A 15,516-nucleotide genomic window follows, 5' to 3' on the forward strand; every position below is an offset into this window, starting at 1 on the left:
ATATTAAAAATAAGAAAGGATAGTAGTATGAAAAGAGATGACTTTAAGACAGTTTTGGTTATAGGAAGTGGTCCTATTGTGATAGGTCAAGCATGTGAGTTTGATTATAGTGGTACTCAAGCAATTAAAACATTAAAAGCTCTTGGATATAGAGTTGTGCTTATAAACTCAAATCCAGCTACTATCATGACAGATGCTGATTTTGCTGATAGAACATATATTGAACCCATTACAAAAGATAGTATTATTCGTATCATTAAAGCTGAAGGCGTAGAGGCGATTTTGCCAACTATGGGTGGTCAAGTTGCGCTAAATGCTGCTATGGATGTATATAATAGTGGTGAAGCAAAAGATATCAAATTCATTGGTGCAACACCTGAAGTTATAACAAAAGGCGAAGATAGGATAGCTTTTAAAGAGGCAATGCTTAAAATCGGCATGGATATGCCACGCTCAACCTATGCTTATGATATGGATGAAGCTTTAAAAGCAGCTGATGAAATAGGTTTTCCACTCATTATAAGAGCTAGTTATACACTAGGCGGGGCAGGAAGCGGGGTAGCTTATAATATTGATGAGTTTAAAGCAATAGCAAGTAGTGGTCTTGATATCAGCCCAATAAGTGAAATTTTAATAGAAGAGAGCCTTCTTGGTTGGGAAGAGTTTGAAATGGAGGTTATAAGAGATAGAACAGGTAAATCAATTCTTGTTTGTTCTATAGAAAACATTGATCCAATGGGCGTTCATACAGGTGATAGCATTACAGTAGCACCACAGCTTACAATGGATGATGAGACCTTTTCAAGGATGAAAGAACAAAGCTTTAAAATCGTTGAAGAAGTTGGTATAAATAGCGGTGGAAGTAACATCCAATTTGCATATAATAGAGAAAATAAAAGACTTATTGTTATAGAGATGAATCCGAGGGTTTCAAGAAGTTCAGCTCTTGCTAGCAAAGCAACAGGATACCCAATAGCTAAAGTATCAACTATGCTTGCTGCTGGTTTTAGTTTAGAAGAGATAGGTATGGATTTTGAGCCAAATGTTGATTATATAGTAGCAAAAGTGCCAAAATTTGCTTTTGAGAAATTTCCAGGAGCAAGCACAAGGTTAGGAACAGCTATGAAGTCAGTTGGCGAGGTTATGAGTATAGGTGCAAATTTCAAAGAGTGTTTTCAAAAAGCACTTTGTAGCCTTGAAGAGGGACTATCAGGATTTAACAAAATAAGTTATAAAAATAAAGATGAGTTAATATACAACCTAAGACACGCAAATCATAAAAGAATTCTCTACACAGTTCAAGCCCTAAGAGATGGCATGAGCATAGATGAGGTCCATGAGTATACAAAGATAAATAAATTTTTCTTACAAGAATTTATGGATTTGGTTGAGTTTGAAAAAAGCGTTGATATGGATATATTAAATGACAAAGCTAAGTTGAAACAAGCAAAGCTTATAGGCTTTAGTGATGCTATGCTAGCTAAAATCATAAACGAAAAAGACTCTTTAAATTTAACTAAAAACGACATATATTATGCTAGAAAGCTCTTTGATATCAAACAAAACTATAAAAAAGTACCTACAAAAGAGGGTGCAAACTATCTATATTCAAGTTTTGGCGTTGAAGATGAACCAGTAGTTAAATCAGACAAAAAAGTACTAATAATAGGTGGTGGACCAAATAGAATAGGTCAAGGAATCGAGTTTGATTACTGTTGTGTTCACGCAAGTTATGCACTAAAAGAGCTAGGCGTTACGACGATAATGTATAATTGCAACCCTGAAACTGTAAGTACGGATTATGATACGAGCGATATTTTATATTTTGAACCAATTGACTTTGAAAGATTAAGAGCAGTTATTGACAGAGAAAAACCAGATGGCGTTATAGTTCATTTTGGTGGACAAACTCCACTTAAATTCTCTAAAAGTTTAAGTGTTATTGGGGCTAAGATAATAGGCACAAGCCCACGAGTTATTGATTTGGCTGAAGATAGAAAGAAATTTAGCGAATTTATTAGAAATTTAGGCATAACTCAACCTAAAAATTCTACTGCTACAAGCAAAGAAGAAGCAGTCATTAAAGCTAGGGAAATAGGTTATCCAGTCTTAGTTCGCCCAAGCTATGTTTTAGGTGGAAGAGCTATGAAAAAAGTAGCAAATGAGAGTGAATTAAGAGAGTATATGGACGAAGCAGTTAGCGTAAGTCACCACTCTCCTGTACTTCTTGATAAATTTTTACAAGATGCTGTTGAGGTTGATGTAGATGCTATAAGTGATGGCAAAGAGGTCTTTGTAGGTGCGATTTTAGAGCATGTAGAAGAAGCTGGAATTCACTCAGGTGATAGCGTTAGCATGATGCCTCCATTTAGCCTTAGCAAAGAGATAATCGATGAAATTTACTCCTACACAAAAGATATCGCTATAAATTTAGGCGTTGTTGGACTTTTAAACATCCAGTTTGCTGTTCACGATGGTAAAATTTATATGATAGAAGTAAATCCTAGAGCAAGCAGAACAGTGCCATTTGTAAGCAAAGCAATAGGCATAGCCATGGCAAAAGTTGCCACAAGAGTCATGTGGCAAGGCGGTCTTAAAGAGGCTTTAGCTTACTATGATAAATATGCAGTCGTTTATGAAGAAAACGGCATTTATAAGCCAAATTTAAGAGGTCAAGTTGCCATTAAAGAGAGTGTTTTTCCATTTAATAAACTTGCTGGAGCGGATGTTATTTTAGGACCTGAGATGAAATCAACTGGCGAAGTTATGGGCATAAGCGATAGTTATACAAAAAGCTTTGTTAAAAGCCAAATAGCAGCTGGAAATGCACTTCCAACAAGCGGTGTAGTTTTTATAAGTTTAGCTGATGATGATAAAGAAAAAGGCGTAGAAGTTGCTAAGAATTTTGAAAAGCTTGGCTTTGAAATTTTAGCAACTAGTGGAACTTATAAATTTTTAAGTCAAAATGGTGTTAATTGTAAAATGGTCTACAAAATAAGCGAAGGACGCCCAAATATCGAAGACAGGCTTAAAAACAAAGATATAGCTTTGGTTATAAATACAAGCGATAACAAATCAAGCACAAGCGATGCAGCCACCATAAGGCAGCTCGTACTTCGCTTTAAGCTTCCATACTACACAACTATAAAAGCAGCTCTTGTAGCTTCTACATCGATAGAGGTAGTAAAAGATGCTTTAGAAGTAAAGCCACTTCAAGAGTATTTATCTTAAAGGGCGGCAGAAGTTGCTGCCCTGATAAATTTCAGCATAAATTAGCTTTTAAATTCAAATAAAATTTATCAAATTTTGATATCATCACTCCTTAAAAATTAAAAGGTATGAAATTGAGAGCATTAGCACTATTTAGCGGTGGACTTGACAGCATGCTTGCCATCAAGCTTTTAAGGCTTCAAAACATAGATATCACCGCACTTCATATGGATATAGGTTTTGGTGGGCGTGAAGATAGAAGTGAAATTCTAAAATCAAGAGCAAACGAAGCAGGGGCGGATTTTAAAGTAGTGGATATAAAAAATCCTTACTTACAAGATGTGCTTTTAAATCCTAAATTTGGCTATGGTAAGCATTTTAATCCATGTATTGATTGTCATGGATATATGTTTAAGACAGCTTTAAGTATGCTAAAAAGCGAAAATGCAAGTTTCATCATCACAGGCGAAGTTTTAGCCCAACGTCCGATGAGCCAGCGAAAAGATGCACTAAATAGCGTCCTAAGTCTAACAGGAGATGAAAACAACTTAATCCTTCGCCCTTTAAGTGCTAAGTTGTTAAAGCCTACAACGCCTGAGATAAATGGCTGGGTTGATAGAGAAAAACTTCTTGATATCTCAGGAAGAGGAAGACAAAGGCAGTTAAATATGGCAAAAGAGTTTGGATTTAGCGATTATGAAAGTCCAGGTGGCGGGTGTTTACTAACTCTTGAAAGTTTTAGTGGGAAGCTAAAAGATGCTTTAGAATTTGAAGGTCTTGATATTCCAAAAGATACAGAGATTTTAAAATTTGGACGCCATTTAAGACTTCCTAGCGGAGCAAAACTTATCATCGGAAGAGATTTAAACGACAATAATAAGTTAGAATCTATAAAAAACCCTAAATTCTTTGAAATCTCACTGCCAAAGGGCGTTACTGGACCCTATGCTTTGATAAGCAAAGAAGCAGCTAGTGATGATATAAATTTAGCCGCAAAGCTTGTTTTAACATACGCTAGAACGCAAAAAGGTGAAATTTATGAAATTTCAGTTGATAAGAATTTGATTAATTCTACTCCATTTGAAAGCAAAGATGAAGCTAAAAAATACTTCGTTGGATAGTCTTATTTACTAGTATTTACCAAGATGAGTATATAATGATATCCATAGATGGTTTAAGCTATCTAAATTTTAAAAAAAGGATTTAAAATGGCTGCACAAGATAGTATGGATGCTATGAAAAAAGAGCTTGACTCTTTAAAAGGTGAGATGAAAGATTTAGTAAATTCTATGAAAAGCTATGGTAAGCAAGCTATTGATAGTGGAAAAGAGAAAATCACAGATCAAATTTCCCTTGATGAACTCCAAAAAACACTAGATGAACTTAAAGAAAAGGGCAAGGACGGTGTTCATTATGTGGAGAAAAATATAAAAGATGAGCCTTTTAAAAGCGTAGGAATAACTCTGGCTGTAGGCTTTGTGCTTGGTTGGTTATTAAGAAAATAGATAAAAGCAAAGGATAAGATGTGCTAAGATGGGTTATAATTTTGGTTGTATTATCTTTGGTAGCTGGAGTTTTAGGCTTTGGCGGTATCGCTGGAGCAGCAGCTTCTGGAGCTAGGATAATATTTTACATATTCTTAGTTTTACTTGTTGCTTCTATTATTATGAGTATTATAAAAAAGGTCTAGGAATTTTCCTAGGCTTATGATAGCTTTTTAAGAGCTGAGAATATTATCAAAGACGCTCCAAACAGACAAAAAGATGCACCGATTAAATCAAATTTTGTGACATTTGTTTTTTCTATAAAAAATAACCAAAGAAGTGAGCTTAATATATAAATACCACCGTAAGCAGCGTACGCTCTACCTGCAAATTCACTCTCAACACGGGTCAAAATAAACGCAAAAATCATCAGCGATAAAATGCCAAGACCAAGGTATAATGAGCTTTTGTCATGTCTGAAAACTATCCAAAAAAGATAGCATCCTAGTATTTCAAAAAATGCTGCAACTATATAGTAAAAAATTTCTACAAACACATCTGACCTTTAAATTTTTGATAATTATAATCAAATATATTAAAAAGAGTTTTAATTTAATAAAAGTTCAAAATTTTATAAATTTATAAGAAAACTTACGCTATAATTCAGCCTTTATGTCAAGGTAGCTCAGCTGGTTAGAGCGCTGGTCTCATAAGCCGGAGGTCGGGAGTTCAAGTCTCCCTCTTGACACCACGAACAAATTCTTAAACTTTTACATTTGCAAAATTTTTAACTAAAATAATTTAAAGCTAGAATTTAACTTCACTTAGCTAAAATAAAATTAAAGATTTACACAAAGGTTAAAAAATGACTACACTAATAATCAAAGGCGATAGCGAAGTAATCAACCAAATTTTAGATCTTATTAAAGAAGTAAAAGATAAGGTTACACTAAGCAAAACAAGCGACCCAATAAAAGAAAGTATTTTAAAAGACATAGAAGCTTATAGAAATGGTGAACTAGATACAATCACACTTCAAGAACTAGAGAAAAGAGCCCTATTGTGGTAGTTTTTAATAATCGTTTTGAATATGAGCTAAAAACGATACACGACTACATAAAAGAGCAAAGCCCCACTAATGCCAAAGAGTTTACAGACGGACTTTTTGATGAGCTTAGAGAACTACCGAACCACCCTAAGGCATATCGCAAAAGTATAAAATTTGATGATGAAACAAAAAGAGACTTAATTTACAAAGGCTTTGTAATACCATACTCAATAGAAACTAATGGCGATTTACTTATTTTAGGAATTTACAAAGCCAACCAGTGGAAACCTTAAGAACACAATTAACTTAATTTTCAAATTCTAATTGTGTTGAATTTAAAATCTTAAAGCTAAGATTTATATACTCAAAATCCTAAAGATTACTATAAATTTTCAACTCATCATCGCTTTGACGCCTTCAAATACTAGTTGAGCTGATAGTCCTGCTAAGATAAGTCCTGTTATCTTTGACATCACTAAAAGCCCTTGACGACCAATGAATTTTTTGATGTAGTTTGATGAGTATAACATCGCTCCGATAGTCAAAACAGCAAATACCAAGGCAAGACTCACTATAAAAAGAGCCATTTTTTCATAAGTGATACCAAAAACTAAAAGCATTCCAATAGTTCCTGGACCAATTGTTATAGGTATGGCAAGTGGCACAACGGCTAGTTCCATAAGGGTTTCAGGGCTACTTTTGATATCGTTTTTGCCACCATTTACTAAACTAACTGCTGTTAGAAAAAGTATCGCTCCAGCACCTATTTTAAAGGCATCAATAGTTATACCAAAAAGGCTAAATATATGTTTACCAAAGAAAAGTATCACAAGAGTTATTGCAACTATTGAAAGAGTAACTCTTAAGGCTAGGGATTTTGCTGTTTTATCATCTGCTGTTTCTATCACACTCATAAAAACAGAAAGTACAAAAAATGGTGTCATTAGAAAAAACATCTTTGCGTATGTGGATATGAAAAACTCCATATTATCTCCTAAATCAAATATCAAAATTATACCAAATTTATGAGATTTATAGTCTACTTAGAAATTTAATATGGTTTTTATGGTTATTTTATCAGTGAAATTTATAAGAAATTTTAAACTGTTTTTAAAAATATTAGTTTTATTGTTATAAAGGTGACTTTTAGCCACCTTAGAGTATTTTGCTACTATTATTTAGATTCTTCTATATTTTCTTTAGCTTTTGTAGCGTTATCTTCTATAGCTTTAGCGGCTTTAGATGCACCTTCTTTTATATTTTGAGCTGCTTCTTTGCTACCATCTTTGATATCATCTGCTAAGTTAGCAGCACCTTCTTTTGTTTTCTCATAAGCCTCTTTGGAACTTTCTTTGATATCAGAACCAACTTTAGCGGCTTTATCATCAGCATCTTTTGTAGCTTCGTTTATTTTATCTTTAGTTTTTTCGTAAGCTTCTTTAGAGCTTTCTTTAACATCTTCTACTATATTAGCAGTGCCTTCTTTTGTTTTCTCATAAGCATCTTTTGAGCTTTCTTTGATATCAGAACCAACCTCACGAGCTTTATCAGCTGCTTTGTCTGCTGCTTCACTTACTTTATCGGCTGCTTTTTTAGTAGCCTCTTTTGTAGCCTGAGCTGCATCTTTTGTTGCTTTTACAACATCTTCTTTAATCTCTTTTGCATCTTGTTTCATTTCATTAACAGCCCTGTTTGTATCGTCATTTTTAGATGAATTATCTGAACAACCTACTAAAAAAGACAGAGCCAACACGGCAACTAAACTATAAATAAGCTTTTTCATACAAGCCTCCTTAATAAAATTTGTAAAATTTTACAACTTTAAAGTAACTCTTTGTTAATAATATTAAAATTAAATATAAAAATCTTACTTAAACCCAGCTTCGTTTAGTATTTTATAGCTATCACAACCTTTTAAGTCTCTTAAATCGCACGCCTTACCAAAGAATTCTTTAGCTTTTGTAAGATTTTGTTCTACATTTGTACCGCTTGTGTAAGCTACACCAAGTTCTAAGCAGTTTTGAACCATGCCATACTCACAAGATTTAGCAAGACTATCCAAAAGCCCTGTTTGGTTATGTTCATTAAGGTAAAGCACTGAAAGATTGTGGCAAGAGGTGGCATTTTTATTATCGCAAGCCATTTTAAAAAACTCTTCAGCTTTTTTAAGATCTTTTTTTACTCCTTTTGCGTTTTGATAAATTAAACCTAAATTTACACAAGCTGAGTACTCTTTGTTTTTACAAGCTTTTTCATACAGCTCTTTTGCTTTTGTAAAATCCTGCCTTGTACCCATACCATTTTCATACATATAAGCTAAATCTACACAACCTTGCCAAAAGCTCTTATCGCAAGACTTTTCATAGTAGTCAAACGCCATAAATAGATCTTTTGCCACACCAATACCGTTTTCATACATCACCCCTAAACTTTGACAACTTTGATATGTCTTGCCACCACATGAAAGTGTAAAAAGCCTTAGTGCTTCAGCTAAATTTGAGTATTTGCCATAGCCATTTAGATATATAAGACCTAGGTTATGACAAGCTGCTAGGTTTTTGGTTTTTTTCTCACACTCTTTGGTTAGTTTTGATATCGCTGTTTGAGTATCTCCAACTTCTAGAGCTTTTTGTGCTTCTTGTATAGGATTAGCTAGGGCTAAATTTAGACTCATAAATAGCAAGGTGATTAGTTTTTTCATCAGTTTCCTTTGATACAAAATTTCAAAATTATAGCCAAAAGGTGTAAATTTTAGATGTTTGGATTTCTAAAATTTACATAAGGGTATGTAAAGTGAAATTTAAAATAAGGAGAAAACCATGAAAAAAGGTTTTACTATGATCGAGTTGATCTTCGTGATCGTAATTTTAGGTATATTATCAGCAGTTGCTATCCCAAGACTAGCAGCTACAAGAGATGATGCTGAAGTCAGTAAAGCAGCTACAAATGTTAGCACTATAATTTCAGATATTAGTTCATACTATACTTCTCAGGGAACATTTGCAAAAGATTTAGATAAAATGACTAACGTTGCTTTAACAGAAGCAACGGGAGATTTATCAAAAGGTGAAGCTGCAACCGGAAATATGAGAGTATCTGGTGAAGATTGCTTTACAGTGACTGTAACCCCTAGACCTACTACTAATATAAAAGTGGGTGATCTTAATACAGATATTATAACTATTGCAGCGGCAAAAAAAGTTACTAAAAATGGTTGTAAAGCTGCTCAAGCAAACCCACAAATAGTAAAAATGGTATCTGCAAAGTTTGATGCTCAAAAATGCAAAACAGTAGAAACAAAAGAAGGTAAGACTTCTTGTACTAAATGGGAACCCGCAACTAACATATCTGGCTTTCCTTTAACTGGTTTATCAGTAGTTTAATAAGTATACAAAAAGCTTATTTTTTAGCCCTAAGTTCAAACCTTAGGGCTTTTTTAAATTCTGCTATTTATAAACATTCAAACATTATTAATATATTGTAGTCTTTCTATAGAATATAAACATCAAACTAATCAAAATTTTCAGTTCTTATAAGCGGTAGGTCAATTTTTGGAAAGTTTTTATCATTTGTTATTATTGCGATTGAGTTGCTGTTTTTAGCACAAATGTATTGTTGCAAGTCTTCAAAATCAGCTTTTGGGTTTTTGTCAATTATGCTAATTATTTCTACAATATCTCTATTTTTTATCTCATAAACTTCAAAAAGATCAGTTTTAAAAAAATCTTTTATAAACTCTAGTGTTTTTAACCTATCTTTTTTAGCTCCGATATACCAAATAGTATTTAAACTAAGAGCATTTAAGACAAAAGTATATCCATCTTTTATAAAACCATCTATCTTTTTTGCTGTTGCTTTGCTAAAAACTCTATCTTCAAAAAGCTCATCAAGTAAGATATTTGTATCTAAAAATAGCTTTTTATTTTCCATATTTTTCTTCTAAATATAAACCATATTCGCACTCATCACCGCTACCTGATATCTTATGCCTGTGTTTTTTTGCAAATTCTAATCTATTGGCTATCTTTTTACTTGTTAGGCTATCGTTAGATAAAGTTTTGAATTTTTTGGCTTTTTCTAAAAGTAAATTTGCTATATCGATGAGATCTTTTTCATCGCTTGGCAATTCAAATGAAAATTTTGTCATAGCTTGCATTTTATCTCCTTTTTTAAAGTTTATTATATCAAAGTTTGTTGAAATTTACAGCTAAATTTGAGTGATTTTTACATAAGGGTATGTAAAGTGAAATTTAAAATAAGGAGAAAACCATGAAAAGAGGTTTTACTATGATCGAGTTGATCTTCGTGATCGTAATTTTAGGTATTTTAGCAGCAGTTGCTATTCCGAGACTAGCAGCTACAAGAGATGATGCTGAAATTTCAAAAGCATTAAATAACATTAACACTTTGGTATCAGATGTTGGTGCATATTACACTTCTCAAGGACAATTTGCTCCAAATCTAAGTGATATGACAAATGTTCCTTTGGTTAATACAACTGGTTTAACGTCTGCTATCAATGCTGGTGGTCAGCCTTGCATTAGTGTTACATTAACTCCAGATGCACCTGGCGTAGCTGGTACTAGTGGTCCAGTTCCAGCTCTAATAACAGTAGCAAATGGTACAAACACAGCTGGTCTATGTGGTAAAATACAAGCAGACCCTGGATTTACAAGATTAACTGGTGCTACTGGCACTTATGTAGATAGCGTAACTGGTGCAAGCACAACAGTAAATGGTATCATCGTAAGTGGTGTTCCAGTAGTTAGATAATTATTATCTTAAATATTAAAGCCTTAGCACTCGCTGAGGCTTTAAATTTTTTAAAGTATTCTGCTTAGATAGTTAATATAACAAGAAATAAAACGATTTTACTAAAAACTGAAATCTAAATTGTTTTGATGATGTCTAAATCATTAATTTCTATAGTTGTATTCTTTCTTTTGTTATTTTCTATAAGAGCTTGTAGTTTCTGGCTAGCTTGATTAAATTTTATATTCTTTATAAATTTAACCAAATGTAAAAATCCTATATCGCTAGCGATTTGTGGGATTTCACCATTTTGGACATTTATAACTTTATTTGAAATTATTTGACAGATATAAATTTCATTATCAAATTCTTGCGTTAGTGGAATCACTATAATGTCATTTTTCTTAATTTCATAGACAAAATTTATCACATTGTTTTCAGTTACATAGTTGTAATTCCAGCCAGGGCACTCTTTATCTAGTGCTTCTTTTACGCTTTGAAGTTTGTTATTTGGATCGTAAATAAAACTTTTAGCCATATCACTATATCCAGTAGCTAATAAATTTAGCTTTATTAAAAGGTTAAAACAATTTGTTTCATTGCTTTGACTTGGATTTATTTTATGTAGCCAAAATTTCATTTTTATTTCCCTTTTTGAATGTATTAGCAGAATTTAAAGCCCCAAAATGGGGCTTTAAAATTAATATTTTATATTAGATGTTCCGCCAACTCTTACGCCAGTTTTAGCTGATCCATCTACGGCTGTAAACTTAGACTTGATTAGAGCATCTATACCAGGAGCTTTTGCAACTGATGCGCAAGCAGTTTTACTTGAGCCACTTAAACTACCTGAGTTATCAACTATCACCATAGCTGCTTCAGTCGCTAAAAATTTAATACCTATGCAAGGCTGACCTTTAAATGGTACAAATACTGCTGGCTCACTATCATCTGCAGTCATTTTTCCAGCAGTAGCACTAGTTTCTTGTGGTTTGTCTGCTTCAGTAACTAACTGAACATTTGTCATATTTGCTGCTGTTGCATTAAAATCACCCTGTGCTGTGTAATAACCTGTAAAATCTCTAATAGCAAATGAAGCGTTTGAGATAGTTTTTGTTATTTCTGCATCATCTCTTGTAGCTGCTAGTCTCGGAATAGCAACTGCTGCTAAAATACCTAAAATTACGATCACGAAGATCAACTCGATCATAGTAAAACCTTTTTTCATGGTTTTCTCCTTATTTTAAATTTCACTTTACATACCCTTATGTAAATTTTAGAATTTATCTTTTGTGAAAATGATTTGTACAATTTTGCAAATCTTTAAATTTACACTAGTAAAATTCAGAAAATTTATCACCAAAGGACACAAATGAAACTTATCAACCACAAAGGCAAAATTTACCTTCAGTTCTATCTAAAATCAAAACTTACTAAAAGATCTCTAAACCTTACCTACACCCCTAAAAACATAGCTTACGCTACTAAAACCTTGCTTCCTATATTTACTAAACTTAAGGCCACTAAAGAGCATATACAAACCAAACCTAGCGTCTTTAAGCACCACTCTCAATCAACACCAAATTTTCTTTTTAACCTAACCACCAAAGCCATAAATTCTCTGCCCACTACCAAGCTATCCACTAAAATAAATGCAAGAAGTTTTACCAAACGCTTTTTTGATTTTTGCCAAAACAAGGCTATCCATACCTACACCACAAAAGACTTCCAAGATGCTATTTATAGAATGAAAAGTGCCAACCTATCACCTAGAACTATTCGTACTTTATTTGTCTATCCAAGACATGCTTTTAAATTAGCAAAAGCTAAAAATTTAGTGAAAAATGACCCCTTTTTAGCCCTTAAATTTCCTAAAATACTACCAAAAACTCATCACATTTTTACCCAAAAAGAGATAAATAAGCTACTTTTGACCGCCACAGGCGAACTAAAGAGCTTTTTATACATAGCATTTTTTACTGGTCTTAGAAGCGGTGAGATTTTAGCTCTTACAAAAAGCGACTTCGATCTTGATAACAACATACTTTTTATTAGCAAAAACCAAACTCGCTTTGAGCTTACTACGCCTAAAAATGCAAAATCTAGGCAGGTATTGCTCCCACAAAAGTTAAAATCATATCTTGTAGAGATATTTAGAAATTTTGAAAATCAAGAATTTTGTAAAAATAGCAACCAAAACTCTAATGATATAAATTTTAACTCTTCTTTTTCTCAAATACCACTTTTTACTAAAGATTACTTCTGTATTTATTATGAATTTCAAAAACTCCTAAAGTTACTAAATCTTCCAAAATGCGGACTTCATATCACTCGTCATACCTATACATCACTTCTTATACAACAAAACACACCCCAAACTCTTATCGCGCAAACGCTAGGTCACAGCGGACTTTCACAAATTCATAAAACATACGCTCATCACATAAACTCAAAAAATGACCTTAAGCTTATAAACAAAGCCTTTAAATTTGCGTTGTAAGCTAAATTTAAGTAGGAAAAAGTTACATTTAAATGACAACAGTTATAAAAGTAAGAATATCAAAAATTTGTATAAAATTTCAGTATTTTTTAAGCCTACTTGGACTACAATCATATCAACATTTTACATAAGGGTATGTAAAGTGAAATTTAAAATAAGGAGAAAACCATGAAAAGAGGTTTTACTATGATCGAGTTGATCTTCGTGATCGTAATTTTAGGTATTTTAGCAGCAGTTGCTATCCCAAGACTAGCAGCTACAAGAGATGATGCAGAGATTGTAAAAGTTGGAACAAATATGACAACTATCATAAGTGACCTAGGTGCATACTATACTTCACAAGGCGAACTTGCAGATGAAATTTCAAAAATGACAAATGTTCAACTTGCTGGTGTAAGTGGTCTAGAGGGTGATTTAATGACAGCTGGAAAAGCTTGCATACATTTTAAAGCAACAGATTATGATGAGACTACAAAAAAACCAGCTACTCTAAAAGTTACTCAAGGTGATGATAGTGGTGAGAAAATTTGTAAAAAAGTATATGATTTAGCTGCAATAGATGCTATTTTAAAAGGAAAATATACATATCCTAAGTACGATGCTACAACTCAAAAATACACAGATACTGAAAGTGATGAAGGTGAAGTTGCTATAAGTGGTGTTGGCGTTAAGTTTTAATCTTTAAACAAAACGCATCTTTAAGCCCTAGGGTTTTGCTCTAGGGCTTTTTTAAATTCTACTATCTTTTCAAAATAATTTTCTATTTTCAGATTTAAAACTAATCATTCAAAATACAGTCATTTAAGATTATAAACTTAAAACTTTGCTTTTAAATTTTATATGAAATACTTTCTATGGTAAATTCTATATATAAATTTAGTGTTTATTTAAAAACTAGCTATGTTAATGCTGGATTTTAAATTTTATGATTTAGGCTCAAAGCCTAAATCACCTACTCTTGATAAAAAGCAATGCCCAGCATAATCTTATCTACATGTTTATTATAATCATCTAAGCTCTCTCCATACCCTGTAAAGTACTGTAAAAAGCCATGAAGACCTGTGTTAAATAGTGGAAAGTAGTAGTTAAGCTCTAAAGCCCCGCGGTTATTGCTATCAAATCTTAAGTTATTTCTCCACATAGCTGTTAGATGATGACGACCGATATCATATGCAAATTTCACATCTCCATAACCCATGTATTGTCTAATATCTTCGTTGTCTTTATCAAATGTAAATGAGTGCCAAATTCGTGGAGTTATACGAAAATCGTTTATATCAAAAGTAGTGCTTGCATAGACTCTGTTCCACGACCTTGACTCCATGCCATCTTTGCCGTTTGACTCGTGGTTAAATCCAAATCTTACATAGTCAAAAAATCCCTCTGTTGGAATAGTGACAAAAAGTTCAGGCTGATAGCTACTAGTCCTAAATGGAGCTGAGTCTTCTCTAATCTGCCAAAATGATGTTTGCGTATAAGCGATACTCCAAGTCTCATCAAGACCGATAAGATCATCAAATAAAGGCTTTTGAAAACTGAGTTGAAATTTAAGTTCGTCGTTTTTTCTACCTTTTCCATTTCTGCCATCTTTGTCATTAAAGTCGTATGCCCATCCGATATATGTTGGTTCATACATATAAAGCCATTGTGGATTTTCTTCTTTTGCCTTTGGATAAAGTGACTTTTTGCTAGAAGATTTTGTATCTTTAGTGTATAGAGTTTGTGCGTTTTGCGTGCTAGTTGGCTCTGTATTTTGACTAGATGCATCAAAAAATGACTCATCTTTTGCTATTGTATTTTGCGGAACTACAACTTTTGTGGCTAGTTTTTTATACTCAAGCATTGCGGATTTATAATCCCCCTTTGCTTCATACTCTAAGGCTTTTTGGTAAATTTCGCTATTATTTGCCATCAAAAAACTAGCACAAACTAGCGACAAAACAGATATCTTCTTCATACTCTCTCCTTTAAATTTTCATACTCATTTGGGTAGTTGATATTGTAAAATTTTTCATCAAATTCTATGCTTTTAAAATTTGCTTCCTTAAACAAAAGCCCTATTTTATGCTCGCCTTTTTCGTAAAGTTCTTTTGCTTTTAAAGCTAATGAGCTGTGATAAAAGCCACATAAACTATGTGTAAATTCCTTATCTTTTGCCACGCAAATTTTAACTTCGTTTAAATTCTCATATAGAGTTTTTATGACATTTTGGCTAGTAAAGGGCATATCAGCTGGATTTATAAAGATAAATTCATCATTAAATTTTTCAAGAATTACAGCCAAAGCCCCCATCGGCGAAAAGCTATCAAAATCATCTTTGATAAGTGGTAAATTTGGCACGAACTTTTGCTCTTTAGAGCTAACATACACACTTTTAAAAATTTCGCTAAATCTAGCATAGCAAAAGTGTGTAAGTGTAGGATATCCGCCAAATGGTAGCAATGTCTTATCTTTGCCCATTCTAGAGCTTTTGCCACCCGCTAGGATAACTGCTGTTACTTGTAGTTTGTTGCTCAAATTTT

General features: G+C 33.0%; 20 protein-coding genes and 1 tRNA gene. 11 read left to right on the forward strand and 10 right to left on the reverse strand.

The window, feature by feature from the left end; genetic code table 11:
* The first annotated feature begins 27 nt into the window (after positions 1-27).
* From carB to CCORG_RS00775, 4 genes are all read left to right on the forward strand, one after another.
* Positions 28-3,231 (forward strand): carbamoyl-phosphate synthase large subunit, encoded by a 3,204-nt coding sequence (gene carB / locus CCORG_RS00760; RefSeq protein WP_025802480.1) that lies wholly within the window; start codon positions 28-30, stop codon positions 3,229-3,231.
* A gap of 113 nt (positions 3,232-3,344) precedes the next feature.
* A complete protein-coding gene (locus tag CCORG_RS00765) occupies positions 3,345-4,331 on the forward strand; it encodes an argininosuccinate synthase (protein ID WP_025802482.1) in 987 nt (328 codons plus the stop codon).
* A gap of 87 nt (positions 4,332-4,418) precedes the next feature.
* The gene (locus CCORG_RS00770; protein ID WP_025802484.1) at positions 4,419-4,715 is read left to right on the forward strand and encodes an ElaB/YgaM/YqjD family protein; all 297 of its coding nucleotides are present in this window, start codon (positions 4,419-4,421) and stop codon (positions 4,713-4,715) included.
* Positions 4,716-4,735: 20 nt separating this feature from the next.
* Positions 4,736-4,900, forward strand: coding sequence for a DUF1328 family protein (locus CCORG_RS00775; RefSeq protein ID WP_025802486.1), 165 nt, complete (start codon positions 4,736-4,738; stop codon positions 4,898-4,900).
* 14 nt (positions 4,901-4,914) lie between these two features.
* Here the strand turns inward: CCORG_RS00775 and CCORG_RS00780 are convergent, their stop codons facing one another.
* Positions 4,915-5,250 (reverse strand): YnfA family protein, encoded by a 336-nt coding sequence (locus CCORG_RS00780; RefSeq protein ID WP_025802488.1) that lies wholly within the window; start codon positions 5,248-5,250, stop codon positions 4,915-4,917.
* A gap of 118 nt (positions 5,251-5,368) precedes the next feature.
* Here CCORG_RS00780 and CCORG_RS00785 point away from each other — a divergent pair.
* From CCORG_RS00785 to CCORG_RS00795, 3 genes are all read left to right on the forward strand, one after another.
* Positions 5,369-5,445 (forward strand) — tRNA-Met (locus tag CCORG_RS00785).
* Positions 5,446-5,559: 114 nt separating this feature from the next.
* Positions 5,560-5,763 (forward strand): hypothetical protein, encoded by a 204-nt coding sequence (locus CCORG_RS00790; RefSeq protein ID WP_025802489.1) that lies wholly within the window; start codon positions 5,560-5,562, stop codon positions 5,761-5,763.
* Positions 5,757-6,035 carry a type II toxin-antitoxin system RelE/ParE family toxin gene (locus CCORG_RS00795; RefSeq protein WP_051487251.1) on the forward strand — a complete coding sequence of 93 codons (279 nt, stop codon included), beginning with the start codon at positions 5,757-5,759 and terminating at the stop codon, positions 6,033-6,035. Before CCORG_RS00790 ends, CCORG_RS00795 begins: the two co-directional genes overlap by 7 nt.
* Positions 6,036-6,134: 99 nt before the next feature.
* Here the strand turns inward: CCORG_RS00795 and CCORG_RS00800 are convergent, their stop codons facing one another.
* The 3 genes from CCORG_RS00800 to CCORG_RS00810 form a co-directional block, all read right to left on the reverse strand.
* Entirely contained in the window at positions 6,135-6,728 is a 594-nt protein-coding gene (locus CCORG_RS00800) for a MarC family protein (RefSeq protein WP_025802494.1), read from the reverse strand.
* A gap of 188 nt (positions 6,729-6,916) precedes the next feature.
* A complete protein-coding gene (locus CCORG_RS00805) occupies positions 6,917-7,525 on the reverse strand; it encodes a hypothetical protein (protein ID WP_025802496.1) in 609 nt (202 codons plus the stop codon).
* Between the two features lie 84 nt (positions 7,526-7,609).
* Positions 7,610-8,443, reverse strand: coding sequence for a tetratricopeptide repeat protein (locus CCORG_RS00810; RefSeq protein ID WP_025802498.1), 834 nt, complete (start codon positions 8,441-8,443; stop codon positions 7,610-7,612).
* A gap of 118 nt (positions 8,444-8,561) precedes the next feature.
* Here CCORG_RS00810 and CCORG_RS08895 point away from each other — a divergent pair, with 118 nt between their 5' ends.
* Positions 8,562-9,125, forward strand: a complete 564-nt coding sequence (locus CCORG_RS08895; RefSeq protein ID WP_025802500.1) for a type II secretion system protein — start codon at positions 8,562-8,564, stop codon at positions 9,123-9,125.
* Between the two features lie 127 nt (positions 9,126-9,252).
* On the opposite strand, the gene CCORG_RS00820 is transcribed toward CCORG_RS08895, so the two are convergent.
* Together CCORG_RS00820 and CCORG_RS00825 are read right to left on the reverse strand one after the other, a co-directional pair.
* Complete coding sequence (locus CCORG_RS00820) at positions 9,253-9,672, reverse strand: type II toxin-antitoxin system VapC family toxin (RefSeq protein WP_025802502.1); 420 nt, start codon at positions 9,670-9,672, stop codon at positions 9,253-9,255.
* On the reverse strand, positions 9,662-9,898 hold the full coding sequence (locus CCORG_RS00825) for a hypothetical protein (protein ID WP_025802504.1): 237 nt from the start codon (positions 9,896-9,898) through the stop codon (positions 9,662-9,664). The genes CCORG_RS00820 and CCORG_RS00825 overlap by 11 nt, the downstream gene beginning before the upstream one ends.
* Before the next feature lie 113 nt (positions 9,899-10,011).
* Between CCORG_RS00825 and CCORG_RS08900 the strand changes: the two genes are divergently transcribed.
* Positions 10,012-10,515, forward strand: coding sequence for a type II secretion system protein (locus CCORG_RS08900; RefSeq protein WP_025802510.1), 504 nt, complete (start codon positions 10,012-10,014; stop codon positions 10,513-10,515).
* 115 nt (positions 10,516-10,630) lie between these two features.
* On the opposite strand, the gene CCORG_RS00835 is transcribed toward CCORG_RS08900, so the two are convergent.
* Positions 10,631-11,134, reverse strand: coding sequence for a hypothetical protein (locus CCORG_RS00835; RefSeq protein WP_025802508.1), 504 nt, complete (start codon positions 11,132-11,134; stop codon positions 10,631-10,633).
* Positions 11,135-11,194: 60 nt separating this feature from the next.
* Entirely contained in the window at positions 11,195-11,722 is a 528-nt protein-coding gene (locus tag CCORG_RS09010; RefSeq protein ID WP_025802506.1) for a type II secretion system protein, read from the reverse strand.
* Between the two features lie 144 nt (positions 11,723-11,866).
* Here CCORG_RS09010 and CCORG_RS00845 point away from each other — a divergent pair, with 144 nt between their 5' ends.
* Both CCORG_RS00845 and CCORG_RS00850 read left to right on the forward strand, forming a co-directional pair.
* Positions 11,867-12,994, forward strand: a complete 1,128-nt coding sequence (locus CCORG_RS00845) for a tyrosine-type recombinase/integrase (RefSeq protein ID WP_025802512.1) — start codon at positions 11,867-11,869, stop codon at positions 12,992-12,994.
* 168 nt (positions 12,995-13,162) lie between these two features.
* The gene (locus tag CCORG_RS00850; protein ID WP_025802514.1) at positions 13,163-13,672 is read left to right on the forward strand and encodes a type II secretion system protein; all 510 of its coding nucleotides are present in this window, start codon (positions 13,163-13,165) and stop codon (positions 13,670-13,672) included.
* A gap of 274 nt (positions 13,673-13,946) precedes the next feature.
* Here the strand turns inward: CCORG_RS00850 and CCORG_RS00855 are convergent, their stop codons facing one another.
* Together CCORG_RS00855 and mobA are read right to left on the reverse strand one after the other, a co-directional pair.
* On the reverse strand, positions 13,947-14,951 hold the full coding sequence (locus CCORG_RS00855; RefSeq protein ID WP_025802516.1) for a phospholipase A: 1,005 nt from the start codon (positions 14,949-14,951) through the stop codon (positions 13,947-13,949).
* Positions 14,948-15,511: a molybdenum cofactor guanylyltransferase gene (gene mobA, locus CCORG_RS00860; RefSeq protein ID WP_025802518.1), complete on the reverse strand. Its 564-nt coding sequence runs from the start codon at positions 15,509-15,511 to the stop codon at positions 14,948-14,950. Before mobA ends, CCORG_RS00855 begins: the two co-directional genes overlap by 4 nt.
* Between the last annotated feature and the right edge of the window lie 5 nt (positions 15,512-15,516).

The organism is Campylobacter corcagiensis, from assembly GCF_013201645.1.
GTDB classification, from domain to species: domain Bacteria; phylum Campylobacterota; class Campylobacteria; order Campylobacterales; family Campylobacteraceae; genus Campylobacter_B; species Campylobacter_B corcagiensis.